This window comes from Thioalkalivibrio sp. ALE20 (assembly GCF_000381405.1).
In the GTDB taxonomy this organism is placed as follows: Bacteria; Pseudomonadota; Gammaproteobacteria; order Ectothiorhodospirales; family Ectothiorhodospiraceae; genus Thioalkalivibrio.
The window spans coordinates 1-25483 of sequence record NZ_KB906476.1 but is presented as its reverse complement, the minus strand read 5'-3'; the positions used below and the strand labels follow the sequence as shown (position 1 = coordinate 25483).

Sequence of the window (25483 nt, the reverse complement as noted above, 5' to 3'; positions counted from 1 at the left end):
CAATGAAAACATTTGTCTGGATCTCAAGAAGTGCCCTGGTCGGGGTGCTGCTGGTCCTTATGCTGGCTTCCCCGGCGGCCGCCGATATGGAGGGGGGCTATATGGGGCAGGTGACGGATGTGGATGTGGTCGAGCATGCCATCGAGATTGACGACCATTGGTTCCGCGTCCCCACGTCCGTGAGGCTTGCCACGGAGGATGGAGGTTCCACAAGCCTGGGCCGGGTGGAGGCGGGGCAGTGGATCGAGTATCGGGTTGTCGAGGATGCCCGAGCCGACAGGCCCTCTGTCCGTGACGTCATTCTGTACAGCTCGCCCCAGGAGTGATCCATGACGCTTCTACGCAGAAACGAAGGTTTCACTCTGATCGAACTGATGATCGTGATCGCGATTCTGGCGATCATCGTGTCGATTGGTTACCCGGCTTATTTGAACCACGTGGATAACTCGTGGCGGGCCAAGGCTACCGGGTGTCTTGCGGAGCTGGCACAGGCAATGGAGCGCGAGCGCACCAGCAGCATGAGTTATCCGGGATCGCTCCCGAACCGTGGCTGCCGCAGTGAGATCGAAGACGAAGGCCGTTACACCTTTGAGCGGGTTGATGCGCAATCGGATGACACTAGCTTTTTGATCCGGGCCAATGCGCAAGGGCGCCAGGCGAATGATGGCTGTGGCAACCTTTCGCTCGACCATACTGGAGACCGCACCACGCAGAACGGCAGCGTATCCCAGTGCTGGTAACCGCAGACCGACGAGACTGATTGTCTCGTCGGTCCGGGCGATGTCTCGCCATCGCGGAACGGAGAGCTGCCCCTCGGCTCCAATTCACTCGCCCTCTGACGGGGTGCCGTGTAGTTCGGCGAGGTGCTGCTCGTACAGTGCCCAGATCCGCGGAGCGATCGCCCCGCGTGATCCGGGGTAGGTGAGGCGGTCGGGGTCGAAATCGGTGAGGTATTCGATCTCGGTGCAGCGCAGTTCGCCGGCGATCACGTTGAAGATGAGTAGCTGGGTCCCGCGTTCGGCCAGCGGGACCAGGGCACCGATCACGCCGGTGTCGTTCAACCCGGGTTCGCCCCGGGCGTCGCCTTCCTCGGCCGGCGGGCGCACCAGCGTGCCCAGCAGTTCCTGGAACGCCTGGTCGCAGGCGTAGCATACCTCCGGAGCGCGCAGACCCTGTACCCGTTCGCAGGCCGCGCGGATGTCGTCATCCGGCAGCATGGTGCGTTCTGGCGGCAGGGTCACGCGGTTGGCGCTGCCGTTGGGCAGCAGCCGCGGCACCGATTCGCGGCAGGAGGGACAGTGCCAGGTGGCTACGCGAGGGCCTTCGACGATATTGCTCGGGGGCATGCGACACCGCTGGTTGCGTATACGTCCGGCGAGTATACGACCCCGCCGCACCCGCCCAAAATCGCGCCGCATCGCGCAGGGGGCTGCGCTCCCACAAGGTAACCCCGGCCCGTAGGAGGCCAGCCCTCTGGCCGATTGGGGTATCCTGCGATGCCGCATCGCGTTGAGGCTCGCACTCCTCGCTCGTTCCCGTGTCCGGCTCTTGACATTGGGGCGATCCGGTCGCAGCATCCATTATGCGAGTCGGGTAGCGTTGCCTTATCCTGCAATGTTTGGAGTTCCGTTACTCCCTCGGCTCCCTCAAAAATGTCTGAATGGCCGCCATCAGGGCGGCCTTTTTGTAAGCGGGCAGGGAAGCCATGCATCTCCTTTACCTGGATGAGTCAGGGAGCGTCGCGAATTCGGCCGAGGATTTCTTCGTCCTGGCTGGCGTGAGTGTCTTCGAGCGCAAGGCCCATTTCCTCGAGGACGAGCTTAACGCGATTGCGGCCCGCTTCGATCTGTTCCTGAAGCGCTGTTATGCCCGGCACGGCGATCCTCAGCGGGGCCTGATCCTTCTGGATAAATCCTCTACCGAGCAGCGGATTCAGTCTCTGGCGCGAGATTTCAAGCACTACGGACACGCTTGGGGAAAGACGTACAACTACGCCGAAGTCCCGGTGTTCCTTGATTCGAGAGCGTCGCGTTTGATCCAGCTGGCGGATCTGGTGGCCCATGCGATCTATCGGCATCACGAACGCGGGGACAGCGCGCTGTTCAACCGAATTTCGCACTGTTTCGATTCGCAGGGACCGACGCGACACGGGTATTACGTGCGTGATTGACCGCGCGCTGGATCGCGCAGGGGGCTGCGCTCCCACAAGGTAACCCCGGCCCGCAGGAGGCGAGCCCTCTCGCCGATTTGGGTGTTGGACAGGCCCGATCGGCCAGAGGGCTGACCTCTTACGGGGAAGGCTTCGGAATGTAGTGAACAGCCGGAAGCCCGTCGAAATCGGCGTCCTGGGTCCAGAGGTCGGCCTGATGGGCGCGCGCGGTGGCGTAGATGATGCTGTCGGCGAGCGGGAGACCATGCTGGTTGCCGAGACTCGCGGCGGACAGGGCCAAAGGCCCCGTGAGTTCGACGAGTTCGCCCTGCTGCATCAATGCGGCTGCCTGCAAGGCTGCCGCCTCGCCTCGTTGCTGGAGTACCCGTTTGAAGACTTCGTAGAGGCTGATCGTTGGGACGATCAGTTCTCGCGTGGTCTCGATGGCGTCTGCAAAAGCTTCGGCATTGGGACCGTCGGCAAAGTATTCCAGCCACGCGGACGAATCGACCACGTTCACACGCGATCTCCCTCGCGCGGGACATCAGGGTCAATGCCCTTGAGGAACCCCCGCATGTCGCTCATACGCCGCTCGGGAATCAGTTCGATACGGTCGTCGTACGCAATAATCTGAACCTTCTGGCCTGCACGAAGATCCAGCGCCTCGCGTACCGCCCTGGGGATGACGACCTGATATTTCGGAGAGATGGTGAGGCCTTCCATTTTTAGCACCCTGATCGATCGATAATTCGTTTTACCAATGTATCATCGATCCCGAAGATGGGCGAAGGTTCCCGCACTCCCCCTCCTCTCGTGGAGGCCCGCTCTCTGGCCGATCGGGCCAGCCCCGGTGCCGGATCGCGCAGGGGGCTGCGCTCCCACAAGGCGCCCCCGGCCCGCAGGAGGCGAGCCCTCTCGCCGATCGCGGCGTTCGTCGACGGGTTTCAGGCGAAATAGGCGGGTTCGTTGCCGGGCTTCCACTTGATGTTGCAGCCGAGGCTGGGGTGCTGGGGCTCGGGCGCGGGCTGGCCGGCGAGCAGGGCCTCGGTGGCGTTGCGCAGGTCTTCGCCGGTCACGGGGCGGTCGCTGCCGGGGCGGGTGCTGTCGAACTGGCCGCGGTAGTAGAGCTTGCGGTCGGCGTCGAACAGGTACAGATCCGGAGTGCAGGCGGCCTGGTAGGCCCTGGCCACGGACTGGTCTTGGTCGAGGCAGTAGGGGAACTTGTAGCCGAAACGGCGGGCGTCGTCGCGCATCGCGTCGGGGGCGTCTTCGGGGACGGCCTCGATGTCGTTGGAGTTGATGGCGATCACCGCAATGCCCTTTTCGGTGTATTCACGCCCGTAGCGCGCGAACTCGTGGCGGATGAGCTGCACGAAGGGGCAGTGGTTGCAGATGAACGCGATCATGTAGCCCTTGGCGTCGGGGAAGCTGTCCAGGCTGATGGTCTCGCCGGAGACGACATCGGGCAGCTGGAAGTTGGGGGCTTCGGTGCCCAGCTCGATCATCTGCGAGGGGGTGCGTGCCATCGGTTGTGCTCCTGTCTGTGGTTTTCAGAGATGCCCGCTATTATAGGGGCCGCCCCGGGGTTGCTTGAAATGCCCGGGCGCCGCCCGCATGCTTGCCTTTAACCAAGTACAGGAGTCAGGAATATGGGCTGGGTGACCGGCACCGTGCAGGAACGCAAGCAGTGGACCGACCGCCTGTTCTCGCTGCGCATCGATGCGGACGTGGAACCGTTCGTGGCCGGGCAGTTCAATCGTCTGCGCATGGAGATCGACGGCGAACTGGTGGGGCGGCCGTACTCGTACGTGAACGCCCCGGACGAGCGCCCGCTGGATTTCTACATGATCACCGTGCCGGACGGGCCGCTGTCCAACCGCCTGGTGCAGCTCGAACCCGGCGACACGGTGGAGCTGATGCCGCGTGCCACGGGGTTTTTCACCCTGAACGAGATCCCTGACGGGCGCGATCTGTGGCTGCTGTCGACGGGGACCGGGATCGGGCCGTTCCTGTCCATCCTGAAGACCGACGAGCCCTGGGAGCGCTTCGAGAATATCCGTCTGGTGCATGCGGTGCGCCACGCCGAGGAGCTGACCTACCAGGGCACCATTGCGGGCTTTTCGGAGCGCGATGCGCAGCGGTTTCAGTACATCCCCTTCGTCAGCCGTGAGGCACACCCCGGTGCCATCCAGGGGCGCATCACCACGGCGCTGTCGGAGGGCGAGCTGGAGGCGCAGGCGGGGATCGATTTTGCGCCGGAGCACTCCCAGGTGATGCTCTGCGGCAACCCCGACATGGTCTCCGACACCCAGGCCCTGCTGCGCGAACGCGGCCTGCAGAAGAACCGCCGGCGCAAGCCGGGGCATCTCACCACCGAGAGCTACTGGTAGCCCCGATCGGCCAGAGGGCTCGCCTCCTGCGGGCCGGAGGCGCCTTGTGGGAGCGCAGCCCCCTGCGCGATCCGGCGCCGGGGATGGCCCGATCGGCCAGAGGGCTGGCCTCCTACGGCCGGGGGAGGGTCTGGTAGGAGCGCAGCCCCCTGCGCGATCCGGCGCCGGGGATGGCCCGATCGGCCAGAGGGCTGGCCTCCTACGGCCGGGGAGGGTCTGGTAGGAGCGCAGCCCCCTGCGCGATCCGGGGCGGTGTCAATCGGTCAGGTTGGCGGACCAGGCGCGGATCAGGCCGGCGACGTAGCGGGTGTGTTCCGGGCGTGAGAGCAGGTGGTCGACGCGGTTGAGGGCGACGAAGCTGCGCGGGTGCTGCGCCATGCGGAAGATATGCCCGGCGTGGTCCACGTTGACCACGGTATCCCCGGGGGCATGCAGCAGCAGGATCGGCCGGTTGAGCTGCGCCAGCGCGGTCTCCAGCGTGGGCTCCTCGATGGACTCCAGCAGCGCCCGGCCAATGGTGACCGGGCGCCCCCCTATGATCAGCCGGGCGTGTCCCTCCCGCGCGATCTCTTCGGCGTGATCCTGGAACAGGTGGCGCACGTGCCCGGGGCGGCTGGGGGCGGCGATGGTGACCACGGCGTCGACCTCTGGACGTTCGGGGGCGACGAGAATGGCCAGCGCTCCGCCGAAACTGTGGCCGAGCAGCAGGGTGGGCTCCGTGTCCGGATGATGCGCGGCGAGGGTGTCCAGTGCCGCTTCGAGGTCTTCGTGGCCGGTCTGGAGGGTGGAGTCCGCGAACGTCCCTTCGGATTCGCCAAGGCCCGCGAAATCGAAGCGCAGGGTGGCGTAGCCCTCCTCGGCCAGCGCGCGGGCCAGGCGCACGGTGGCGGGGAAGTCCTTGGAACAGGCGAAGCAGTGGGCGATGCAGGCCTTGCCGCGCGGTGGCCCCTCGGGTTCCACCAGGACGCCGCTCAGCCGGACTCCGCGCGGCGTGGGGATGGACAGCGAGGTGTTGCGTATGGCCATGTTCCGGTCTCCGAAGTGGCGGGATGGTCGGGGCTGTGGCCCCGGCCGGACCGGTCTGGGATGATACGCGAGGCGACGGACTCCGGGGAGCGGACGTGGAATACGACAGCGAGATCAGGGCACGACTGACGGAACTGGAGGCGGAGCACCGGGCGCTGGATTCGGCGATCGCCGCCATGCACGCCGGGCCGTCCCCGGATTTTCTCGAGATCCGTCGGCTGAAGAAGCGCAAGCTTCAGCTCAAGGACACTATTGCGCGGCTGCGCAGCCGCCTGATCCCGGATCTGAACGCCTGAGGAGGGGCCAGGGCCGGGGGAAGGGCAGCAAAAAAACGGCGCCCCGGAGGGCGCCGTCAACGGGATCCTTCCCGTTCGTGTGATGAGGCGAAGCGGGCCGATCAGCCCCAGATGTCCGCCGTGATGCCGGCGTACCAGCCGCGGGTGTACTGCGCTTCCTGCTCGCGGAAGCGGCTGGATGCACCCGTCGGGCTGACACCGCCGGCGCCTTCCACGCCGGCCATCTGGCCGTCCTTGAACTGGTACACCGCCGCCACGCTGATGCCGTAGTCCGGCGTGACCAGGCTGTAGCAGGTGTTCACTGCAGTCGGGGTGACCGGGTCGCGGCCGGCCAGTTCGTGGCTGATCGCCGCGGCGACCATCTTGCCCTGGGTGTTGGCGGAGTGGCCCGACTTCGGCATCGCACCGGCCACGGAGGCGTCGCCCAGCACGTAGATGTTGTCGTCACGCTCGGACCTGAAGGTGTCCTGGCGCACCGGGCACCAGCCCTCCGCGTTGGTGAGTCCGGCGTCGTGCATGACCTGGTTGGCGTGCTGGGCCGGGATGAAGTTCATCACGTCGGCCTCGACCCGTTCGAAACCGGCTTCGGTCACCGCGGTCATGTTGCGGACGTCGATCTCCTCGACCAGACCGCCGTCCGAGGCCGGGCGCCATTCGATCATGTCGCCGTATTCCTGTTCCCAGCCTTCCTCGAACAGGCCCTGCTTGGAGAAGCCGTCCTTGGCGTCGAGGATGATGATCTTGGAGCGGGGCTTGTGCTGCTTGAAATAGCTCGCGATCAGCGACACGCGCTCATACGGCCCGGGCGGGCAGCGGAACGGGTTCGGCGGGGCCACCATCACGAACGTGCCGCCATTGGGCATGTCTTCGAGCTGCTGGCGCAGGATACGGGTCTGGTCACCGGCCTTCCAGGCGTGCGGGATGCGCTCGGCGTCGGCCTCGCTGATGCCCTCGGTGCGGTCGTAGCGGAAATCGATGCCCGGGGACATGACCAGCTTGTCGTACTGCAGGGTCTCGCCACTGGCGAGACGGACGTTGCGGCCGTCGGCGTCCACCGCGGTCACGCGATCCTGCACGACCCGGACCCCGTGGCGGCTTTCCAGCGCGCCGTAGGTCTGTTCGATGAAGTCCATGTCGACGATGCCGCCCAGCACCCAGTTACTGCCATAGCAGGTGTAATAGCGGGCGTTGGGCTCGACCAGGGTGACGTTGAGTTCCGGCGAATACTTCTTCAGGTATTTCGCGGCGGTGGCGCCACCGGAGCCACCACCGACCACGACGACATGGGCCTTTTCGGGGGCACGCGTCTTGTGCGGCGCACAGCCGATGCCGGTCAGGGCCACGGCGCTCCCCGCGCCGACGACCTTGATGAAATTACGGCGGGAAAATTCCTGCATGATGTCTCTCCCTCTCTTGTGTTCTGGGCCGTTCACTGACCGAAGTACGCGGCCAGGGCCTCGATTTCCTCATCGGTGTAGCCGGTGGCGTGACGGTCCATGACCGTGGCCGGGCGTTCGCCATCGCGGAACGCCTTCATCTGGCTGACAATGAGGCTGGAGGGATAGTTACTGAGATCCGGGGCACCCCCGGCCTCGGCGGACGCGGCACTGTGGCAGTTCACGCAGGTGTCGGCCATCAGCTGTCCACGCGTGATTTCGTCGCCGGCCGTGGCCTGAGCGAACGGAATGGCAAGGGCCACGGCCCCGACCAGCCCCGCGAAAGTAAGGCGCGATTTCTTCATTGTTACGGACTCCTCCGTCTTGAAGGTTTGCTGTTTTAGCGGCGACAGCCGTGATGCGCTGCCTTCATCCTCCGGCCCGGTGTGACGATCCGGGCTCTTCATTGGCGCGGCCGGGTTCATGCCCGGCCTTGCGCATGATCTCGCCTTGGGTCGATCATTGCCTCGACGGTATAGCACAAAAAAAAATCGTTTTCGATTAGCGTTTTCTAAGACAGCAAGGGGATGGAACCATGATCGAGGAGCGGCGACGTCATCCGCGGATACCGATGACGGTCAACGTGGTGGTATCGGCGGGCGATGGCGAGCCGGTGACCCTGACCACCAATGACATCTCCGGTGGCGGGGCCTTCCTGCGCTGGGAGGAGGGGCAGAAACCGGACCTCAGGGGCTTGCTCGAGCTCGAGTCGGACGACGAGCTGATGCTGCAGGTCTTCGGCCTGCTGGGGGATGGTGACGCGCCACCGAAGGTTCGTGCCCAGGTCGTGCGTGTGCACGAGGACGGCATTGCGGTGAGGTTCGACCCCGAGGCGATGGGGGGTTGATCGCGCGGGGTCGGCCGCGGGGTAACCCAATCGGCCAGGGGGCTGGCCTCCTACGGCTGGGGGCTTGTAGGAGCGCAGCCCCCTGCGCGATCCGGCGCCGGGGGTGGCCCCTGATCGGCCAGAGGGCTGGCCTCCTACGGTCGGGGGGTAGGAGGCCGGCCCTCCGGCCGATCAGGGCCGACCCGCCTAATGCGCCGTCGTCCGCTCCTGGGCCAGCACCCACGGTGCGGCCACGATCGCGGTGAACACCGGATCGGCCTCGGTCCAGCGGCGGGCGTCCTCGTCGGAGGCGCGCGCCACCTGGCCGCTGGCCAGCCAGGCGCTGACCTCGTGGGTGGAATCGTCACGGAAGGCGCGGGCCACCTCGATCAGGTCCAGTTCGGGGGCCACGCGAATCACGACACCGCGGGCGAAATGGGGCATCAGCTCGCTCCAGCGGATGGGCCCGGCCTCCTCCTCGATGGGGATTTCGGCTTCGGGGTCGGCCGGTGGTTCGACGGGAAGATCGCTGGGTTCGGACATGGTCGCTCGGCTGTGTCGCATGCGGATTTCAGATGCGGTTCAGGCTAGGCGGATACCCTTGGCACTGCAACCGTCCGTCGAACTCAGTCAGGGAGAGATTGTTGATGTTGTCCAGTGTGTGGGGAATCCGAATGACCCGTCTTGCCCCCGTGGTGTTCCTTCTGATCCTGTTGCTGGCGGGAGGCGCCGGTGCGCGCGAGGACGGGGCGGATCGCAACCCGGTGTGGACGCTGGACGAGGCGGTCGAGCAGGTGGAGGCGCTGTATCCCGGGCGGATCCTTTCGGCCCGGGAAAATGACGGCGAGGGCAGCGTGCGGGTCTTCGTGGTGCGTATCCTGACCGAGAATCAGGAGGTCCGGACGCTGCGGATCGAACAGGGCACGGAGGTGCGGCGATGAACCTGCGAATCGTGCTGGTGGAGGATGATTCGGCGCTGCGCGGCCAGCTGGCCGGAGAGCTGCAGGAATCGGGCTGCCGGGTGGACACCGCTGCCGATGGCGACACCGGGCTGTATCTGCTGACCGAATACAACTGTGACATCGCCGTGGTGGACCTGGGTCTGCCCGGGATGGACGGCCTGGACGTGATCCGCCGGACCCGTGAACACAAGCCGCGGCTGCCGATCCTGGTGCTGACCGCCCGTGACCGCTGGCAGGACAAGGTCGAGGGTCTGGAGGCAGGCGCCGACGACTACCTGACCAAACCCTTCCATGTGGAGGAGCTGGTGGCGCGCCTGCGCGCGCTGGCGCGCCGCAGCCTGCAGTCGGGGCACGAGGCGCTGCGCTTTGGCCCGCTGGTGATCGACACTGCCTCCGATGCCGTGTGGCTGAACGGCGAGGGCGTCAGCCTGACCACCTTCGAGTACCGCCTGCTGCTGCATCTGGCGCGCCAGCCCGGCCGGGTGCTGAGCAAGGACGCCCTGGCCGACTATCTCTACGAGCACGACGACGACCGCGAGAGCAACGTGATCGAGGTGCTGATCGGGCGCCTGCGGCGCAAGCTGGACCCGGACGGCGGGCTGGGCGTGATCGAGACCCTGCGCGGCCGCGGTTATCGCTTCGCCCTGCAGCCCGACGCCGCTTCGGCCGACGCCTGAACGGTTACGTCACGCCCCTCCATGGCCCTTGCCGAGCGTTCCCTGGCCGATCGCGCCGCCCGCGCGCCGTTGCTCCTGCGCATGGGACTGGTGGCGGTGGCGGTGGTGCTGCTGTTTTCGGTGCTGACCGCATGGGTGCTGGAAACGGCCTTTCGCGACAATGCCGCGGACGCAGCCGAAACCCGGCTGGAGGCGCAGGTGCTGCTGCTGATGGGCATGGTCGAGGTGCTCGCGGAAGACGACGTGCGGGTGCCGCAGATGCTGCCGGAGAGCCGGCTGCAGTTGCCCGGCGGCGGGCTGTACGCGCGCATCCTCGGGCCCACCGGCGATACCGTCTGGCGTTCGCCGTCGGCGGTGGCCACCGAACTGAATGACTGGACGCGCGACGAATACTTTGCCTACAGCATGACGGTGCGCTGGCAGCTGGATGGCGAATCGGTGCCGCTGGTGTTCCAGATGCTGGAGGATCGCAGCGCATTCGACGAGCAGGTCGAAAGCTACCGCTACAGCCTGTGGCAGGGCCTGCTGACCATGACCCTGTCGCTGATCGTGGCCCTGATCCTGGCGCTGTGGTTCTGGGGACTGCGCCCGCTGCGGCGGGTGCGCGCGGAGCTGGACGCCCTGCGCCATGGTGACCGGGTGCATCTGGAGGGGCCCTACCCGCGCGAGATCGGGGCGCTGACCGGTTCCATCAACGACCTGATCGACTTCGAGCGCGAGCGTCTGGTGCGCCAGCAGAACGCACTCGCGGATCTTGCCCACAGTCTCAAGACCCCGATCGCCTCGCTGCGCCTGAATCTGGAAGGGCACGCCCCCGATCACGAAGACCTGCGGCGCCAGGTCGACCGCCTGCAGGCGATGGTCCAGCACCAGCTCAACCAGGCCCAGCGGGTGGGCCCGGTGCCGTTCCAGACGCCCGAGCCCCTGGCCCCGGTGATCGAGCGCACCTGCCGCGCCCTGCGGCGGCTGGCGGAGCACCAGGGGGTGTCGCTGGAGACCGATGTGGCGGAGGGCTGTGCCCTGCGCATGGATTCGGGCGCGATGCTTGAACTCCTGGGGAATCTGCTGGACAACGCGGTGCGCCACGCCCGCTCGCGGGTGCGGATCACCACACACTGCGATGAGCGGGAAACCGTGCTGACGGTGGATGACGACGGGCCCGGGATCGACCCGGCCGATCGCGAGCGGGTTCTGGAACGCGGCCAGCGGGCCGACACGCGCGAAGACGCGGACGGACAGGCGGCGGGCCAGGGCCTGGGGCTCAGCATCATCCACACCCTGGTCAGCGATCATGGTGGTCAGCTGGAGATCGAGCGTGCGCCGGAGCTGGGTGGCGCGCGGCTGCGGCTGGTGTTCGCCCCGGTCGGCGACTGAGGCCCGTGTGCGCCCGTCTCAGAGCCGGAAGTCCTCCAGCGAGGCCTCGGGCGCCCGCCCCAGCAGCCCGTCGCGCACCAGCGCCGCCGCGCCGCAGGCAAAGGTCCAGCCGAGATGCCCGGCGCCGGTGTTGAGATGCAGACCCGGTACCGCCGTGGGCCCCAGGATCGGCGTACCGCGATCGCTCATCGGGCGCAGCCCGGCCCACGGGGCCATGGTCTCGCGGTCGAGCTCCGCCGGCAGCGCGGTCAGCGTGCGCCGGCACTGGGCCAGCACGTTGGCTGCGCGTCGGGGTTCCATGCGCGCGTCGGTGCCGGCGAACTCGGCGGTGCCGGCCAGCCGCAGCTGATCGCCCAGCGGGGTCATGACCACCTTGTTGGCGTCGTCGATCAGCGGCAGGTTCAGTCGCCGTTCGGCATCCATCGGCAGGCTCAGGGAATAGCCCTTCACCGGGGCCACCGGCAGGTGCAGCCCGAGCGGGCGCAGCAGCGCCGGGGCCTCGTGTCCGCTCGCGACTACGCAGGCATCGGCTGCAATCGGTCCCTCATCGGTCTCGATCGCGTCGATTCGCCCCTGGAACGTGCGCAGCCGCCGCACCCGTGTCGCGGGCCGGTAGCGCAGGCTGCGGTCCCGCGCCAGCTCGAGCAGTCCGGTGGTGAAGCGGCGCGCATCCCCGATGGCATCATCCGGGAAATACAGCCCGCCGCAGAGTTCGTCGCGCACCCCGGCCAGCGCCGGTTCGCGGTTGATCACCTGCTCGGTGTCCCAGGCCTCGAACCGCACGCCCTCGTCCTGCATGGCCTCGGCCGCATGCCGGTTGCGGGCGAGGCTGTCCGGATCGCGGAAGACCTTGAGGATGCCGGATTCACGGAAGTCGAAGTCCAGGCCGGAGCCGGCCAGTTCCCGATTCAGGCGCCGGGTCTCGCGCAGGGAGAAAGCGGCCAGGCGGGCGTTGACCAGGGCGTGCCGCTGGAAGGCCGAACGCCGGCTGTGCCACAGAAAACGCAGACCCCAGCCGGCCAGTCCCGGCAGGGCGCGCGGGCGCATCAGCAGCGGGGAGTCCTCGCGCCCCAGATAGCGCAGCAGGTCGAGGCCCACGCCGGGGGTGTTCCAGGGCTCGGCATGGCTGGCGTGCAGCATGCCGCCGTTGGCATGGCTGGCGCCGGCCGCCGGTTCCGTCGCGGCGTCCAGCAGGGTGACATCGCATCCGGCCTCGCGCAGATACCACGCGGTGGTGACCCCCATCACGCCGGCTCCGATGACCACCACATGCATGCGCTCCCCTCCCGTTGCCTACAAAGATCCGGCAAAGCGTTTGATCAGCGTGTCGTACTCGCGTTCCAGGCGCTGTGCCGAGACCTTTTCGCGGGTGCCCAGCTCCTGGGCGAACTGCGATACGCGGAACTCCTCGATGCGATAGCGAAAGGCGAGGACATCGGGGTCATCGGGGCGACGCTCCAGCAGGTTGCGGGCCTTCTGCCACAGCGGTTCCACGGCCACCCGGCCGGCGCGGTCCTTGTCCGGGGCCCGGGTCAGGCGCTCCAGGCGCCGGTCGATGGCCTGCAGGTAGCGCGGGAACTCGGGCAGCACGTCGGGCGGGGTGCTCAGCAGGAAGTCCGGCGGTACCAGGGCGTCGAGCTGATCGCGGATGTCGCGCGCCGCCTCGATCCAGGACAGTGGCAGATCGCCGTGCAGCCGGCTGCGCAGGTCGTGCCAGCGGGCGAGGATGTCGGCCGCCAGGCGGGCCAGTTCGGTGGCGGTCGGGCCCAGTTCGCTGCGCCCGGCTTCCAGACGCTCGGCGAAGGCCTCGGCATCGCGCGGCCATTGTTCCGGGGCGTCGGCGAGGAACACCCGGTCGGCCGCCGCCTCCAGCACCTGGTCACGCAGGGCGATGCCCTCACCCCGGCCTTGTCCCAGCGTGGCGTAGTGCAGGCTGGCGCGGTCCATGTCCGGCAGCTGGCGCTTGAGATCGCGCACCGCCGGGCGCAGGGCCAGCAGGAACAGCCGGCGCAGCCCGGCGCGATGGCGGCGCTCGGCCGCGGCGGGGTCGGGTTCCAGCTCCAGTGACACGCTGTCACCGCGGTCCACCAGCACCGGGAAGGCGCGCATGCGGGCGCCCTGGTGTTCGTGCTCCACGCTCTCCGGCAACGCGCCGAAGTCCCATTCGGTGATGCCCTCGCGCTGGGGGCCGCTCGTCGGGCCGGGGTCGAAGGTGGCCTCCGCGGTGCCGCCGAGTTCGGCCTTGAGCGCCGGCAGGTCGCGCCCGGCGGTCAGCTCGTTCCCGTCCGGGTCGAGGATGCGAAAGCGCAGGATCAGGTGCGGTTCGAGCGTGTCCGGGCGCCAGGCGTCGGGCGGGATGGCGGTGCCGGTCATGCGCTCCAGTTCTTCCGCCAGCGCCGGCAGCAGCGGGCCCTGGCGGCGCTCCAGCCGGGCCAGCGCGGCGCGGGCGAAGTCCGGCGCCGGCACGAACTGGCGCCGCAGGCTCTTGGGCAGGCTCTTCAGCAGCGCCGTGACACGCTCCTCCAGCAGGCCCGGCACCAGCCAGTCGCCCAGCCAGTCCGGCACCGCGTTGAGTGCGGCCACCGGGACGTCCACGGTCACCCCGTCGTCTTCCTGCCCGGGCTCGAAGCGGTAGTGCAGCGGCAGGCGCAGGCCCTCCAGTTCGAGGTGGTCGGGGTAGGCGCCCTGCGGCAGGGACGCTTCGGGTTCGTTGCGCAGCTCGGCGGGGTCGATGCGCAGGCTGTCGGGGTCCTTCTGCTCGCGTTTGCGCACCCAGCGTTCGAACGACGGGCCGTCACGCACGTCCTCCGGGATGCGCGCGGCGTAGAATTCGAACAGCCGGTCCTCCTCGGCCAGCAGGTCGCGGCGCCGGCCGCGGGCCTCCTCTTCGGTGATCGCGGCCACCGCCTCGCGGTTGGCGCGCACGCCGCGCGAACGGGTGCGCAGCTGGCCGCCGACCAGCCCCTCGCGGATGAAAATCCGCCGGGCCTCCTCGGGGTCGTGGCGGGCGAAGTCCACCGGCTTCTTCGCCGCGACCACCAGGCCGTAGAGCGTGATGCGGTCGTAGGCGCCCACGCGCCCGCTGCGGCGCTGGAAATGGGGCTCGAAGATATGATGGCGCAGCAGGTGCGGGGCCACCACCAGCAGCCAGTCGGGTTCGATGCGCGCGTTCTCGCGGGCATACACCCGGGTGGTTTCGGCGATCTCCGCGCTGACCACCCAGTTGGGCTTTTTCTTCGCCAGCACCGAGCCCGGATGGATCTGGAAGCGGCGGTTGCGCGCGCCGAGGTAGTCGCCGCGTTCGGTCTTCTGCCCGATCTGGCTGACCAGCCCGCTCAGCAGGGCGCGATGTACCGCCTCGGGTTTGACGGACGCGGGCTCGGCGGTCGCGCGGCCCGGGTGCAGTTCCATGTCGCGCGCCAGGCGCAGCAGCTGGCTGCGCAGTTCCTGCCATTCGCGCATGCGCATGAAGTTGAGGAAGTGCTCGCGGCACCAGCGCTTCAGGGCGTTCGAGCCGCGCGCCTCGCGCGCGTCGTGCCAGGCCTGCCACAGCCGCAGCATGCCCATGAAGTCGGAGCCCTCGACGCGGAACTCGGCATGCGCGGTGTCGGCCGCCTGCGTGGCGTCGGCGGGCCGCTCGCGCGGGTCCTGCAGGGACAGGAACGCGGCGATGGTGGCGGTCTCGGTCACGCAGCCGTGCTCGGCGCCGGCCAGCAGCATCGCCCCGTGACGCGGATCCACCGGCATGCGCGAGAGCTGGCGGCCGCGCTCCTGCAGGCGATGGCCGGCATCCACCGCCCCCAGTTCCTCCAGCAGGCGGTAGCCGTCCTTGATCAGGCGCGAATCCGGCGGGTCGACGAACGGGAAGCGCCGCGGGTCGCCCAGTTTCAGCGCGGCCATCTGCAGGATCACCGAGGCCAGATTGGAGCGCTGGATCTCCGGGTCGGTGAAGGCCGGGCGCTGCTGGTAGTCCTCCTCGGAGAACAGGCGGATGCAGACCCCCGGCCCGAGGCGGCCGCAGCGGCCGGCGCGCTGGTCGCAGGCGGCCTGCGATACCGGTTCGAGGCTCAGCCGCTGCACCCGCGTGCGCCACGAATAGCGCGACACCCGGGCCAGCCCGGAGTCGATCACGTAGCGGATGCCGGGCACGGTCAGCGCGGTCTCGGCGACGTTGGTGGCGAGCACGATGCGCCGGCCCGAGTGCGCCTGGAACACCCGCGACTGCTCGCGCGCCGACAGCCGGGCGTACAGCGGCAGGACCTCGGTGTCGGGCGCGGATTCCTCGCCGCGCAGGGCGCGGTGGGCATCGCGGATCTCGCGTTCGCCCGGCAGGAACACCAGGATGTCGCCGGGGCCGGCGCGGCGGCATTCGCGCACCGCGTCGCGGATGCCGGTGAACAGGTCGCGTTCGCCGCCGTCCTCGTCTTCGTCGTCGTCTGCGGTATCCGGTTCCAGCGGGCGGTAACGCAGCTCCACCGGATAGGTGCGTCCGGGCACGTCGATCATCGGGGCATCGTCGAAGAACCGCGACAGGCGTTCCGGGTCCAGGGTGGCCGAGGTGATGATCACCCGCAGCTCCGGGCGCTTGCGCACCAGGCGCTGCAGGACCCCCATCAGGAAGTCGATGTTGAGGCTGCGCTCGTGGGCCTCGTCGACGATGACGGTATCGTAGGCCAGCAGCTCGGGGTCGTGGGCCATCTCGGCCAGCAGCATGCCGTCGGTCATCAGGCGGACGAAGTTGTCCGGCCCGGTGCGGTCGGAGAAGCGGACCTTGCAGCCCACCGCGGCGCCGGACTCCTCGCCCAGCGGGGTGCCCAGCTCCTCGGCGATGCGCGCGGCCACCGAGCGTGCGGCAATGCGCCGCGGCTGGGTGTGGCCGATCAGGCCGCCGCGTCCGCGTCCGGCCTCCAGGCACAGCTTGGGCAGCTGGGTGGTCTTGCCGGAACCGGTCTCGCCGGAGAGCACGATCACGGAGTGGGTGCGGATCGCCTCGATGATCCGCTCGCGTTCCGCGTGCACCGGGAGATCCCCGGTATATACGGGCTGCGGCCGACGCGCCTCGGCCGCGGCCTCGCGTTGCTGTTCGGTCGCGAGGCGCTGCTGCAGGTTGCGGGCCAGGCGGTCGAACGCCTGGCCACGGTCGCGCCGGCGTCGCGCGCGGCGGAGCAGGTCCTGCAGGTCGCGCCGTTCGGCAATGCGCTGGAGACCGTCGACTTCGGCGGACAGCGCGTCGAGATCCGGCGCGGCGCTCTCCCCGGTCTCCATGGTCAGCCCCGGTCGCGCAGGCGCAGGGCCTCGATGCCTTCCGAGCGCAGCCGCTCGAGGACTTCGCGGGTGCGGTCGGGATCGCTGTACGGCCCGAGGTACACGCGGTACCAGGTGTCGCCGTCGATCTCGGCTTCGCGGACCTCGGGGGAAAGGCCCAGCAGGGTCAGCCGGGCGCGCATCTCGTCCGCCTGCTCCGCGCGCCGGAACGAGCCGGTCTGCAGCACCACCGGCCCGTCGGCATCCGGTGTATCCAGTGGTGCGGGCGGGGCGTCCGTATCCGCATCGTCGCGGGCGGGCGCGTCGGGCACCGTGACTTCGTCCTCGGGCAGGAGTTCGTAATAGCGAAAGCGCGGCTCCTCGCGCTCGGGCTCGCGTTCGGAAGCGGGGTCGGGCACGGGTTCCGGGCGCGGTTCGGCCGCCGGGCGATCGCGTTCGCTCAGCCAGTCGCTCAGGCTGTCGGGGCGATCCGCCCCCTGGAGGTACAGCACTGCGGCCACGCCCAGCCCGATCAGCAGGCCGGCCAGCAGCCAGATCCAGCCGGGCAGCGGACCGCGTTCTTTCTTTTGTGCCGGCTTGCGGCGTACCTTGCGGGCCTGGGCCATGGGGTTACATCTGCTCCGGGGCGTGCACGCCCAGCAGGCGCAGGCCGTTGCCCAGCACCTGCTTGATGCCGGTCACCAGCGCCAGGCGGGCCCGGATCAGCTCGTCGTCTCCGGCGTTGAGGAACGGCACGGCGTTGTAATAGGTGTGGAAGCCACCGGCCAGTTCGCGCAGGTACTGGGCGATCTGGTGCGGCTCGCAGGCCTGCGCGGCGGCCGCGACCACCTCGGGGAAGCGGTCCAGGCGGTCCAGCAGCTCGTCCTCGTGCGGTTCGACGAGCCGTTCGGCGAGGCCGTCGGCCTGTGCCGCCGCGGGCTGGTGGCCGCGTTCGCCCGCGGTGCGCAGCACACTGGCGATGCGCGCGTGGGCGTACTGGATGTAGTACATCGGGTTGTCGTTGGACTGCGACTTGGCAAGGTCGAGGTCGAAGTCCAGGTGCTGGTCGCAGCGGCGCTGCACGTAGAAGAAGCGAGCTGCATCCGATCCGACTTCGTCGCGCAGCTCGCGCAGGGTCACGAACTGCCCGGCGCGGGTGGACATCGGCAGGCGCTCGCCCCCGCGATAAAGGATCGCGAACTGCACCAGCAGCACGTCCAGGCGCTCGGCTTCCAGGCCCAGGGCCTGCAGTGCGGCACGCACGCGCGGGACGTAGCCGTGGTGGTCGGCGCCCCAGATGTTGATCACCCGGTCGAAGCCGCGCTGGAACTTCTCGCGGTGGTAGGCGATGTCCGAGGCGAAGTAGGTGTAGTCGCCGTTCTCGCGGCGTACCACGCGGTCCTTGTCGTCGCCGTAGTCGCTGGAGCGAAACCACAGCGCGCCGTCCTGTTCATACAGCGCGCCGCGCGCCTGCAGGTCTTCCACCGCCGCGTCGATCGCGCCGGAGTCGGCCAGGCTGCGTTCGGAGAACCAGCACTGGTATTCCACCCCGAACTCGCGCAGGTCGTCGCGGATGTCCTCGAGGATGGCGTTCAGGCCGCCCTCGAAGAACTCGTCCCACAGCGCCTCGCCCAGAAGGTCCCGCGCGCGCGTCACCAGCGCGTCGATGTAGGTCTCCTTGTCGCCGCCGTCGGGTTCGTCGGGCGGCAGGTCACGGGTGACGTCCGCGGCCGGATGCACGCCGCGATCGCCGATGTGCCGGGTCAGGGTATCGGCGACGGGGTAGATGTAGTCGCCCCGGTAGCCGTTGGCCGGGAACGGGAGTTCCACGCCGTGGCGCTCCAGATAGCGCATCCACACGCTCACCGCGAGGATGTTCATCTGCCGTCCGGCGTCGTTGACGTAGTACTCGCGGGTGACGTCGTAGCCGGAGAAGTCCAGCAGGTCGGCGACCGTCGCGCCGAACGCCGCCCCACGGCCATGACCCACGTGCAGCGGCCCGGTGGGGTTGGCGGAGACGAATTCCACCTGCACCGGGCGTCCGCCGCCGGCGTTCGAGCGGCCGAAATCGCCGGCCCGTTCCGCGATGTGCCCCAGCACCTGCGTGCGCGCATCGGCCGCCAGGCGGAAGTTGATGAAGCCGGGGCCGGCGATCTCGGTGCTGGCCAGGCCGGGGACCTCGGGCATTGCGGCGGTCAGGGCCTCGGCCAGGTCGCGCGGCTTGCTGCGCGCGGGTTTGGCCAGCTGCATGGCGAGGTTGCTGGCGAAGTCGCCGTGCTCGCGGTCGCGCGCGCGGCTGACCTCCACCGATACACCATGATCGGCCGGCACGCGGCCGTCGGCGACGAGGGTTGCGAGGGCGGTTTCCAGGGCCTGGGTCAGGGTGTCTTTCAAGGGTCGCGGGTCCGTGCTGGCAAAACGCGTATTCTAACCCCTTGGGGCCCTCGATGCCGCCCTGTTCGCCTGCTTGCAGGCGAACAGGGCGGGTTCAGGCGAGACTGACCGGGTCCACATCCAGGGCGATGCGCACCTCGCGCGGCAGGGTCAGCCCCTCCCAGGCCCGGCGCGCCTGATGCAGGGTCGCGTGCAGGGCACGGCGGTCGCCGGACTGCACCAGGATCTGCTCGCGGTAGCGCCGGTTCACGCGGTGGCGCGGGGCCGGGGCGGGACCCAGGACGCGCACGCCGGGCGCGGCCGCGCGGCGCAGGGGCGCGGCCACCTCGCCGGCGCGGTTTTCCGCGGTGTTCGCGTCCTCGGCCTCCACCCGCACCAGAGCCAGATGACCGAAGGGCGGGAAGCCGCTCTCCGCGCGTTCGTCCAGCAGGGGACGCACCATGGCGGTGTAGTCTGCGGCGTCCAGACCGCGGATCAGCGGATGCTCCGGGTGCCCGGTCTGCAGCAGCACCCGTCCGCCGGCTTCGCCGCGTCCGGCGCGCCCGGCGGCCTGCACGATCAGCTGCAGGGTGTGTTCGGCGGCGCGCAGGTCCACCGAGTACAGGCCCTGGTCCACGTCGATCACGCCCACCAGGCCCACGCGCGGGAAGTCGTGGCCCTTGGCCAGCATCTGCGTGCCGACGACGATCGCCGCGTCCAGCGAGCGGATGCGCTCCAGGGCCTCCTCCAGCGCCCCCTTGTGGCGGATGCTGTCGCGGTCCAGCCGGATCAGCGGGGTCTGCGGGAAATGCCGCGCCAGGGCCTGTTCCAGGCGCTGGGTGCCCAGCCCCCGGCGGGCCAGTTCGGCCCCGCAGTCCGGGCAGCGGTCGGGGACCGGTTCGTGGTGCCCGCACAGGTGGCAGACCGCCCGCGGGTTGCCGGCGTGCACGGTGAGGCGGGCGTCGCAGTGGCGGCAGTCGGCCACCCAGCCGCAGTGATCGCAGGCCAGCGTGCGGGCATAGCCGCGGCGGTTGAGCAGCACGAAACATTGCTGACCGCCGGCGAGGGTGGCCTGCATGGCGTCCAGCAACGGCGAGGTCAGCCCCTCGTCGGGGGTGTGGACCCGGGTGTCCACGGCCTCGATCCGAGGCGGGGCCGTGCCGTCGGGGCGGGTGCGCAGCGGACAGTGGGTGTAGCGGCCCTGGCGCGCGGCCTGCAGGGTCTCCAGGGTCGGCGTGGCCGAGCCCAGCACCACCGGGATGGCCTCCAGCTGGCCGCGCTTGATCGCGAGGTCGCGGGCATTGTAGCGAAAGCCGTCCTGCTGTTTGAACGCGGCGTCGTGCTCCTCGTCGACCACGATCAGGCCGGGTTCGGGCAGCGGCGTGAACAGCGCCGAACGGGTGCCCACCACCACCCGGGCCTCGCCGCGCGCCGCGCTGGCCCAGGCCCGCAGCCGTTCGCCCTCGGCCAGGCCGGAGTGCAGCAGCGCGACCCGGCCGGGGAAACGCGCCTGGATACGGGCCGCCAGCTGCGGGGTCAGGGCGATTTCGGGGATCAGAACCAGGACCTGCTCGCCACGCGCGACGACCCGTTCCGCCATTCGCAGGTAGACCTCGGTCTTGCCGGACCCGGTAACGCCCTCCAGCAACAGGGGGCGGGCTTCGCCGGGGGTGAGCGCGTCCACCGCGGCCTGCTGTTCGGGGGTCAGGGGGCGCCCCGCCGCGCTATCGGCCTCCGGCGGGACGTCTGTCGGGTGTTCCGGGGGGCGGCACTCCAGCCAGCCGCGTTCGGCGAGGCGTTCCAGCTCGCGCGGGGCGGGTCGGCGGCCGAGGATGCCGGCCAGGGTCGGACGATCGAGGCGACCACCGGGGGCGCTGTCGGGGTCGGCCAGCGCCGCGAGGATGGCGCGCTGGCGTTCGCCGCGCACGGCGCCGTCGGCCAGGGCGCGGTGTCCCTGCTCGGTTACCGCCCACAGCGGTTCGGGCGTGGCGGCTTGCGGGAGTGGCCGGCCGCGACGCAGGGCGGGTGGCAGGGCCCCCAGCACCACCTCGCCGATCGGGTGGTGGTAGTACCGGCCACCGAAGCCGAGCAGTTCACGCAGCGAGTCGGGGAGGATCGGGGTGGCGTCCAGCACTTCGCTGACCACACGCAGGCGCTCGGGTTCCATCTCGCTGGTGACCCCCGTTTCGATCACCACCCCGGTCAGGCGGGTGGGGCCGAACGGGACCCGCACGCGCATGCCGGGCCGCACGTCGCGATCCGGCGGCGTGCGATAGTCGAACAGGCGGTCCAGCGGGCGGTCGATGGCGACCCGGACGATGGACGGTGTGGATGAGGGGGTGTCGGGCATGGGGTCAGTGTACGCGACGTGGCCACGCCTCCCGAGTCCGTGGGTGGGGTGAGGTTTTCCACAGAACCTGTGGATAACTCTGTGGAAGAAGCGGTGGGAAACTTCCTAAACCCTTGTACTGTCGCGGACGATGACAGATTGGTTACGGAATGACCATCTTTCTAATAAAAACCGAAAAAACAAATACATATCGGGATTATGTGAGCCCGTTTGAGCGCACGTTGCTGCAAGTGCGCCATGGTCGCCGGGCGAGCGCGGGACCTGTAGGGGTTGTGTACAAGTTGTGGGCCCCGCACGGCGCGCGGGCACAAAAAAACCCGGCCACAGGGGCCGGGTCTCCGGGTCCGTCCGGGGCGTCCCGGAGGAGCGGCGATGCCGCCCTCCGGCCGCGGGCTTCAGCCGAGCGCCTTGACGCTGGCCACCAGCTCCGCGGCGACCTTCTGGCCATCGCCGTACAGCATGCGGTTGTTCTCGGCATAGAACAGGTGGTTCTCGATGCCGGAGAAACCGGAACCGCGGCCGCGCTTGACGCAGATGACGTTGTGCGCCTCGTCTGCGTTGAGGATCGGCATGCCGTAGATCGGCGAGTCGGGGTTGGTCCGGGCGACCGGATTCACCACGTCGTTCGCCCCGATCACCATCGCGACATCGGCGGTCTTGAACTCGTCGTTGATCTCGTCGAGGTCGTAGATGATGTCGTAGGGCACCCCGGCCTCGGCCAGCAGCACGTTCATGTGCCCGGGCATGCGGCCGGCCACCGGGTGGATCGCGAACTTCACGTCCACGCCGCGCTTCTGCAGCAGCTCGGTCAGCTCCCAGATCTTGTGCTGCGCCTGGGCCACGGCCATGCCGTAGCCGGGCACGATGATCACCTTGCTGGAATAGGCCATCATGATCCCGGCGTCGTTGGCCTGGATCTCCTTCATCGTGCCTTCGATCTCTTCTTCCGCGGCACTGGAGCCGCCACCGAACTGGCTGAACAGGATGTTCTTCAGCGGCCGGTTCATGGCCTGGGCCATCAGCTGCGTCAGCAGCGAGCCGGCCGCACCGACCACGATACCGGCGATCATCAGGGCCGGATTGTCCAGCACGATGCCCTTGAAGCCGACCGCCAGGCCGGTGAGGGCGTTGTACAGCGAGATGACCACCGGCATGTCGGCGCCGCCGATCGGCAGGGTCATCAGCACGCCGAAGGCCAGCGACAGGACGAAGAACGCGAACAGCGTGCCGCCGCCGATGGTGCCGTCGCCCAGGGCCATCATGAAGCCGAGGACCACCACCAGGACGATGATCACCAGGTTGAGCAGCTGCTGCCCGGGGAAGTTCAGGGTCTTCTTCATCAGGCCCTGCAGCTTGGCGTAGGCCACCAGCGAGCCGGAGAACGCCACCGAGCCGATCACCGAACCGATCACCGCGATGGCGAGGCCGGTGGTGGTGACCGTTTCGGGGGTGGCCTGCAGCAGGTAGATCGCACCGATGCCGGCCGCGGCGCCGCCGCCCATGCCGTTGTACAGCGCGATCATCTGCGGCATGTCGGTCATCTGGACCTTTTTGCCGCTCCACCAGGCCAGCGCGCCGCCGATGGCGATACCCAGAACGATCAGGGTGTAGTTCACGCCGCCGGAGATCTCCGGGTGCACGAAGGTGATGAGAGTGGCCAGCAGCATGCCGACACCGGCCCAGATGATGCCGGGCCGGGCGGTGGTCGGCGACGACATCTGCTTCAGGCCGACGATGAACAGCACCGCCGCCACGAAGTAGGCGAGGTTGATGATCAGACTCATGCCTTGTCTCCCTTGTCGTCCTTGCTGGACTTGAACATCTCCAGCATGCGTTCGGTGACCACGTAGCCGCCGGCCGCGTTACCCGCGGCGAGGATCACGGCGACAAAGCCGATCGCCTGCTCCAGCGGCGTCTGGGCGTGGCCCAGTGCGACCATGGTCCCGACCAGGACGATCCCGTGGACGAAGTTGGAACCGGACATCAGCGGGGTATGCAGGATGACCGGCACCTTGGAGATCACCTCGAAGCCCGTGAAGGCCGCGAGCATGAAGATATACAGCGCTACGAAACCTGAGATCTCGATCATGAGGAAGCTCCCTGGATGGCATCACGGGTGGCGGCATGCACGATCTCGCCGTCACGCGTGAGCACGCTCTGGGCGATGACCTCGTCTTCCCAGTCGGGCTGGAATTCGCCCTCGGGAAGCATCGGGGTCAGGAAATTCAGCAGGTTCTTGGCATACATCTCGGAGGCATGCAGCGGAACCTGCGACGGCACGTTCAGCGGGCCGTGGATGATCACGCCGTGCTGGGTGATGGTCTCGCCGGGCTGCGTCAGCACGCAGTTGCCACCGCCCTCGGAGGCCAGGTCGACGATCACCGCGCCGGATTTCATGCCCTTGACCATGTCCTCGGGCACCAGCTTCGGTGACTCGCGGCCCGGGATCGCCGCAGTGGTGATCAGCACGTCGGCCTGCGCGATGTACTCGCCCAGCGCATCCTGCTGCTGCTTCTTTTCCTCGGCGGTCAGTTCGCGGGCGTAGCCGCCCTCGCCCTCGGCGGATACGCCCAGGTCGAGGAACTTCGCGCCCAGCGATTCCACCTGCTCCTTGGTCGCCGAGCGCACGTCGTAGGCTTCGACGATCGCGCCCAGGCGCTTGGCCGTGGCGATGGCCTGCAGCCCGGCCACGCCGGCGCCGATCACGATCACCTTGGCCGGACGGATGGTGCCGGCCGCGGTGGTCAGCATCGGGAAGAAGCGGCAGGCCAGGTCGGCGCCCTGGATGGCGCCCTTGTAGCCGACCACGGCCGCCTGCGAGGACAGCGCGTCCATGCTCTGCGCGCGCGAGATGCGCGGAATCAGCTCCATCGCGAAGCTCTGGATGCGCCGCTCCTGCATGGCCCGGACGACCTCGGGATGACGATGGGCGTGGAACAGCCCCACCAGCGTCGAGCCTTCCGGCAGTCGGTTGACCTCATCGACCGTGGGCGGCGCCACGCGGACCATGATGTCCGACTGTGAATAGGCGGCCTCGGTGTCCAGCAGGGTGGCGCCCTCGTAGGCCGAATCGGGGAAACCGGCGGCTTCGCCGGCGCCCTTCTCGACCTGAACGGTTACGCCCAGCTGGCCGAATTTGCCGGTGACCAGCGGATCCAGTGCGACACGGCGTTCGCCGCTGGCACTCTCCTTGGGTACGGTTAGTCTGATTGCCATGCGCTTTCTCCCCGGGCCGTGCGTTCCCGCAATCCCGATGGCCCCAATGGCAAAGGGAGGCACGACCGCGCTCGCGGGTGGTGGAAAAACCGGATGCCGCGGGGCCGAAAGCGCCCCGCAGCGTAAAACGAGCCCGTGAGTGTAGCGGAATCGCCGTCGCGCATAAACCGGAGTCCGGGCCGGAGTATGGCGACGGGACGATTCATGTGGATGAAATTGTATTGCGCGCCGACGCCGTTTATTGTGCGTATACGTGCCGAGGAAGCACCGGTTTGTTCACGGGCGCGGGGGTCGCCGGAACCGTGAGCCGCGTGAGGAAATCCGTGTTTCCTTGAGGGTGGGCGAGGTCATGTTACCGACCGAGCATCAGGTCCTGCGCACGGATGCCTCCGGGATGCCGCTGGAGTGGATCGGCCTGGAACAGGCCGTGCGGCTTTATTACTGCGAGCAGGTGGCCTACGCCTGCGGCCGACCGCTTTATCGCGTGCGCGGCGGCATCAACGCGCGTTCCGGCCGTCAGTCCTCGGTGGAGGTCAACTCCATCATCGCCACCCACGGTACCCGCGCCCGCCAGGGCGATAACTACGTCCCCCCGCTCAACAATCCCACCCTGTTCCGGCGCGACGCCCACCTGTGTCTCTACTGCGGCCGCCATTTCCCCGCCCGCGAGCTGTCGCGCGATCATGTGACCCCGGTCAGCCAGCAGGGGCAGGACATGTGGAAGAACGTGGTCACCGCCTGCAAGCGCTGCAACAACCACAAGGCCGACCGCACACCGGAACAGGCCGGCATGCAGCTGCTGGCGATCCCGTTCACGCCCACGCATGCCGAGTACATCTACCTGAAGGGACGCCGGGTGCTGGCGGACCAGATGGAATTCCTGCAGGCCCATTTCCCGCGGACCAGCCCGCTGCGGGGACGTCTCGAGGGCGACGCGCTATCCTGATGCGTTCCGGTCGAACCTTTGACGGTGGCCGGGACTCCCATGCATCGCCGGATCCAGCCATTAAGGAACGTCATGAAGTACTTCGGAGAGTCGGATTACCGCCACGGCCAGGCGCGCGACGCCGGCGTGCTGCTCACCAACCTGGGCACCCCCGATGAACCCACCGCCCCGGCACTGCGGCGCTACCTCAAGCAGTTCCTGTGGGATCCCCGCGTGGT

General features: G+C 68.6%; 27 protein-coding genes. 11 read left to right on the top strand and 16 right to left on the bottom strand.

What is annotated here, in order from left to right:
• Positions 1-2 precede the first annotated feature (2 nt).
• Both F790_RS0109525 and F790_RS0109520 read left to right on the top strand, forming a co-directional pair.
• Positions 3-326 (top strand): hypothetical protein, encoded by a 324-nt coding sequence (locus F790_RS0109525; RefSeq protein ID WP_019591511.1) that lies wholly within the window; start codon positions 3-5, stop codon positions 324-326.
• Between the two features lie 3 nt (positions 327-329).
• Positions 330-740, top strand: coding sequence for a type IV pilin protein (locus tag F790_RS0109520; RefSeq protein ID WP_019591510.1), 411 nt, complete (start codon positions 330-332; stop codon positions 738-740).
• Positions 741-824: 84 nt separating this feature from the next.
• Here the strand turns inward: F790_RS0109520 and F790_RS0109515 are convergent, their stop codons facing one another.
• Positions 825-1346 carry a hypothetical protein gene (locus tag F790_RS0109515; protein ID WP_018869240.1) on the bottom strand — a complete coding sequence of 174 codons (522 nt, stop codon included), beginning with the start codon at positions 1344-1346 and terminating at the stop codon, positions 825-827.
• 359 nt (positions 1347-1705) lie between these two features.
• Here F790_RS0109515 and F790_RS0109510 point away from each other — a divergent pair, with 359 nt between their 5' ends.
• Complete coding sequence (locus F790_RS0109510; RefSeq protein ID WP_019591509.1) at positions 1706-2170, top strand: DUF3800 domain-containing protein; 465 nt, start codon at positions 1706-1708, stop codon at positions 2168-2170.
• 118 nt (positions 2171-2288) lie between these two features.
• Here the strand turns inward: F790_RS0109510 and F790_RS0109505 are convergent, their stop codons facing one another.
• The 3 genes from F790_RS0109505 to F790_RS0109495 all read right to left on the bottom strand — a co-directional run bounded on the left by F790_RS0109505 (position 2289) and on the right by F790_RS0109495 (position 3675).
• Complete coding sequence (locus tag F790_RS0109505) at positions 2289-2669, bottom strand: type II toxin-antitoxin system VapC family toxin (protein ID WP_019591508.1); 381 nt, start codon at positions 2667-2669, stop codon at positions 2289-2291.
• Positions 2666-2872 carry an AbrB/MazE/SpoVT family DNA-binding domain-containing protein gene (locus F790_RS0109500; RefSeq protein ID WP_019591507.1) on the bottom strand — a complete coding sequence of 69 codons (207 nt, stop codon included), beginning with the start codon at positions 2870-2872 and terminating at the stop codon, positions 2666-2668. The genes F790_RS0109505 and F790_RS0109500 overlap by 4 nt, the downstream gene beginning before the upstream one ends.
• 221 nt (positions 2873-3093) lie before the next feature.
• Entirely contained in the window at positions 3094-3675 is a 582-nt protein-coding gene (locus F790_RS0109495; protein ID WP_019591506.1) for a thioredoxin family protein, read from the bottom strand.
• Between the two features lie 123 nt (positions 3676-3798).
• Between F790_RS0109495 and F790_RS0109490 the strand changes: the two genes are divergently transcribed.
• Positions 3799-4539 carry a ferredoxin--NADP reductase gene (locus tag F790_RS0109490; RefSeq protein ID WP_019591505.1) on the top strand — a complete coding sequence of 247 codons (741 nt, stop codon included), beginning with the start codon at positions 3799-3801 and terminating at the stop codon, positions 4537-4539.
• 255 nt (positions 4540-4794) lie between these two features.
• Here the strand turns inward: F790_RS0109490 and F790_RS0109485 are convergent, their stop codons facing one another.
• Entirely contained in the window at positions 4795-5565 is a 771-nt protein-coding gene (locus F790_RS0109485; RefSeq protein WP_019591504.1) for a S9 family peptidase, read from the bottom strand.
• Positions 5566-5660: 95 nt separating this feature from the next.
• Here F790_RS0109485 and F790_RS0109480 point away from each other — a divergent pair, with 95 nt between their 5' ends.
• A complete protein-coding gene (locus F790_RS0109480) occupies positions 5661-5861 on the top strand; it encodes a YdcH family protein (protein ID WP_018869247.1) in 201 nt (66 codons plus the stop codon).
• A gap of 101 nt (positions 5862-5962) precedes the next feature.
• On the opposite strand, the gene F790_RS0109475 is transcribed toward F790_RS0109480, so the two are convergent.
• Both F790_RS0109475 and F790_RS0109470 read right to left on the bottom strand, forming a co-directional pair.
• Complete coding sequence (locus F790_RS0109475) at positions 5963-7258, bottom strand: NAD(P)/FAD-dependent oxidoreductase (RefSeq protein ID WP_019591503.1); 1296 nt, start codon at positions 7256-7258, stop codon at positions 5963-5965.
• A 32-nt stretch (positions 7259-7290) separates the two neighbouring features.
• Positions 7291-7602, bottom strand: coding sequence for a c-type cytochrome (locus tag F790_RS0109470; RefSeq protein ID WP_018869249.1), 312 nt, complete (start codon positions 7600-7602; stop codon positions 7291-7293).
• Between the two features lie 230 nt (positions 7603-7832).
• On the opposite strand from F790_RS0109470, the gene F790_RS0109465 reads away from it, so the two are divergent.
• Positions 7833-8144: a PilZ domain-containing protein gene (locus F790_RS0109465; protein ID WP_019591502.1), complete on the top strand. Its 312-nt coding sequence runs from the start codon at positions 7833-7835 to the stop codon at positions 8142-8144.
• Positions 8145-8330: 186 nt separating this feature from the next.
• Here the strand turns inward: F790_RS0109465 and F790_RS0109460 are convergent, their stop codons facing one another.
• Positions 8331-8666, bottom strand: a complete 336-nt coding sequence (locus F790_RS0109460) for a DUF2288 domain-containing protein (RefSeq protein ID WP_019570462.1) — start codon at positions 8664-8666, stop codon at positions 8331-8333.
• Between the two features lie 131 nt (positions 8667-8797).
• On the opposite strand from F790_RS0109460, the gene F790_RS0109455 reads away from it, so the two are divergent.
• The 3 genes from F790_RS0109455 to F790_RS0109445 are packed head-to-tail and all read left to right on the top strand — an operon-like array spanning position 8798 to position 11136.
• On the top strand, positions 8798-9064 hold the full coding sequence (locus F790_RS0109455; RefSeq protein ID WP_019570463.1) for a hypothetical protein: 267 nt from the start codon (positions 8798-8800) through the stop codon (positions 9062-9064).
• Complete coding sequence (locus F790_RS0109450; protein WP_018869253.1) at positions 9061-9762, top strand: response regulator transcription factor; 702 nt, start codon at positions 9061-9063, stop codon at positions 9760-9762. The genes F790_RS0109455 and F790_RS0109450 overlap by 4 nt, the downstream gene beginning before the upstream one ends.
• Positions 9763-9783: 21 nt before the next feature.
• A complete protein-coding gene (locus F790_RS0109445; protein ID WP_019021702.1) occupies positions 9784-11136 on the top strand; it encodes an ATP-binding protein in 1353 nt (450 codons plus the stop codon).
• An 18-nt stretch (positions 11137-11154) separates the two neighbouring features.
• On the opposite strand, the gene F790_RS0109440 is transcribed toward F790_RS0109445, so the two are convergent.
• The 8 genes from F790_RS0109440 to F790_RS0109405 all read right to left on the bottom strand — a co-directional run bounded on the left by F790_RS0109440 (position 11155) and on the right by F790_RS0109405 (position 24319).
• On the bottom strand, positions 11155-12411 hold the full coding sequence (locus F790_RS0109440) for an FAD-dependent oxidoreductase (protein WP_019591501.1): 1257 nt from the start codon (positions 12409-12411) through the stop codon (positions 11155-11157).
• An 18-nt stretch (positions 12412-12429) separates the two neighbouring features.
• Complete coding sequence (hrpA, locus tag F790_RS0109435; RefSeq protein WP_019591500.1) at positions 12430-16401, bottom strand: ATP-dependent RNA helicase HrpA; 3972 nt, start codon at positions 16399-16401, stop codon at positions 12430-12432.
• A gap of 2 nt (positions 16402-16403) precedes the next feature.
• The gene (locus tag F790_RS0109430; protein WP_019589830.1) at positions 16404-17006 is read right to left on the bottom strand and encodes an SPOR domain-containing protein; all 603 of its coding nucleotides are present in this window, start codon (positions 17004-17006) and stop codon (positions 16404-16406) included.
• Positions 17007-17010: 4 nt separating this feature from the next.
• Positions 17011-18774: an arginine--tRNA ligase gene (gene argS, locus F790_RS0109425; RefSeq protein WP_019591499.1), complete on the bottom strand. Its 1764-nt coding sequence runs from the start codon at positions 18772-18774 to the stop codon at positions 17011-17013.
• 94 nt (positions 18775-18868) lie between these two features.
• Positions 18869-21103 carry a primosomal protein N' gene (locus F790_RS0109420; protein ID WP_019591498.1) on the bottom strand — a complete coding sequence of 745 codons (2235 nt, stop codon included), beginning with the start codon at positions 21101-21103 and terminating at the stop codon, positions 18869-18871.
• 395 nt (positions 21104-21498) lie between these two features.
• Entirely contained in the window at positions 21499-22887 is a 1389-nt protein-coding gene (locus F790_RS0109415) for an NAD(P)(+) transhydrogenase (Re/Si-specific) subunit beta (RefSeq protein WP_019591497.1), read from the bottom strand.
• Entirely contained in the window at positions 22884-23192 is a 309-nt protein-coding gene (locus tag F790_RS0109410; RefSeq protein ID WP_019570471.1) for a proton-translocating transhydrogenase family protein, read from the bottom strand. Before F790_RS0109410 ends, F790_RS0109415 begins: the two co-directional genes overlap by 4 nt.
• Complete coding sequence (locus F790_RS0109405) at positions 23189-24319, bottom strand: Re/Si-specific NAD(P)(+) transhydrogenase subunit alpha (protein WP_019591496.1); 1131 nt, start codon at positions 24317-24319, stop codon at positions 23189-23191. The genes F790_RS0109410 and F790_RS0109405 overlap by 4 nt, the downstream gene beginning before the upstream one ends.
• A 349-nt stretch (positions 24320-24668) precedes the next feature.
• Here F790_RS0109405 and F790_RS0109400 point away from each other — a divergent pair, with 349 nt between their 5' ends.
• Together F790_RS0109400 and F790_RS14505 are read left to right on the top strand one after the other, a co-directional pair.
• Positions 24669-25265, top strand: coding sequence for an HNH endonuclease (locus F790_RS0109400; RefSeq protein ID WP_019021709.1), 597 nt, complete (start codon positions 24669-24671; stop codon positions 25263-25265).
• Between the two features lie 72 nt (positions 25266-25337).
• The coding region (locus F790_RS14505; RefSeq protein ID WP_198004664.1) for a ferrochelatase at positions 25338-25483 on the top strand (146 nt) is incomplete at its 3' end.

Excerpts from the sequence above, each read along its gene's own strand:
- F790_RS0109410 (WP_019570471.1), bottom strand. The coding sequence starts at position 23,192 with ATGATCGAGATCTCAGGTTTCGTAGCGCTGTATATCTTCATGCTCGCG.
- F790_RS0109420 (WP_019591498.1), bottom strand. The coding sequence starts at position 21,103 with ATGCCCGACACCCCCTCATCCACACCGTCCATCGTCCGGGTCGCCATC.
- F790_RS0109460 (WP_019570462.1), bottom strand. The coding sequence starts at position 8,666 with ATGTCCGAACCCAGCGATCTTCCCGTCGAACCACCGGCCGACCCCGAA.
- F790_RS0109475 (WP_019591503.1), bottom strand. The coding sequence starts at position 7,258 with ATGCAGGAATTTTCCCGCCGTAATTTCATCAAGGTCGTCGGCGCGGGG.
- F790_RS0109400 (WP_019021709.1), top strand. The coding sequence starts at position 24,669 with ATGTTACCGACCGAGCATCAGGTCCTGCGCACGGATGCCTCCGGGATG.
- F790_RS0109405 (WP_019591496.1), bottom strand. The coding sequence starts at position 24,319 with ATGGCAATCAGACTAACCGTACCCAAGGAGAGTGCCAGCGGCGAACGC.
- F790_RS0109415 (WP_019591497.1), bottom strand. The coding sequence starts at position 22,887 with ATGAGTCTGATCATCAACCTCGCCTACTTCGTGGCGGCGGTGCTGTTC.
- F790_RS0109485 (WP_019591504.1), bottom strand. The coding sequence starts at position 5,565 with ATGGCCATACGCAACACCTCGCTGTCCATCCCCACGCCGCGCGGAGTC.
- F790_RS0109450 (WP_018869253.1), top strand. The coding sequence starts at position 9,061 with ATGAACCTGCGAATCGTGCTGGTGGAGGATGATTCGGCGCTGCGCGGC.
- F790_RS0109455 (WP_019570463.1), top strand. The coding sequence starts at position 8,798 with ATGACCCGTCTTGCCCCCGTGGTGTTCCTTCTGATCCTGTTGCTGGCG.
- F790_RS0109440 (WP_019591501.1), bottom strand. The coding sequence starts at position 12,411 with ATGCATGTGGTGGTCATCGGAGCCGGCGTGATGGGGGTCACCACCGCG.
- F790_RS0109525 (WP_019591511.1), top strand. The coding sequence starts at position 3 with ATGAAAACATTTGTCTGGATCTCAAGAAGTGCCCTGGTCGGGGTGCTG.
- F790_RS0109520 (WP_019591510.1), top strand. The coding sequence starts at position 330 with ATGACGCTTCTACGCAGAAACGAAGGTTTCACTCTGATCGAACTGATG.
- F790_RS0109430 (WP_019589830.1), bottom strand. The coding sequence starts at position 17,006 with ATGGCCCAGGCCCGCAAGGTACGCCGCAAGCCGGCACAAAAGAAAGAA.
- F790_RS0109445 (WP_019021702.1), top strand. The coding sequence starts at position 9,784 with ATGGCCCTTGCCGAGCGTTCCCTGGCCGATCGCGCCGCCCGCGCGCCG.
- F790_RS0109465 (WP_019591502.1), top strand. The coding sequence starts at position 7,833 with ATGATCGAGGAGCGGCGACGTCATCCGCGGATACCGATGACGGTCAAC.
- F790_RS0109500 (WP_019591507.1), bottom strand. The coding sequence starts at position 2,872 with ATGGAAGGCCTCACCATCTCTCCGAAATATCAGGTCGTCATCCCCAGG.
- F790_RS0109515 (WP_018869240.1), bottom strand. The coding sequence starts at position 1,346 with ATGCCCCCGAGCAATATCGTCGAAGGCCCTCGCGTAGCCACCTGGCAC.
- F790_RS0109470 (WP_018869249.1), bottom strand. The coding sequence starts at position 7,602 with ATGAAGAAATCGCGCCTTACTTTCGCGGGGCTGGTCGGGGCCGTGGCC.
- F790_RS0109510 (WP_019591509.1), top strand. The coding sequence starts at position 1,706 with ATGCATCTCCTTTACCTGGATGAGTCAGGGAGCGTCGCGAATTCGGCC.
- F790_RS0109490 (WP_019591505.1), top strand. The coding sequence starts at position 3,799 with ATGGGCTGGGTGACCGGCACCGTGCAGGAACGCAAGCAGTGGACCGAC.
- F790_RS0109495 (WP_019591506.1), bottom strand. The coding sequence starts at position 3,675 with ATGGCACGCACCCCCTCGCAGATGATCGAGCTGGGCACCGAAGCCCCC.
- hrpA (WP_019591500.1), bottom strand. The coding sequence starts at position 16,401 with ATGGAGACCGGGGAGAGCGCCGCGCCGGATCTCGACGCGCTGTCCGCC.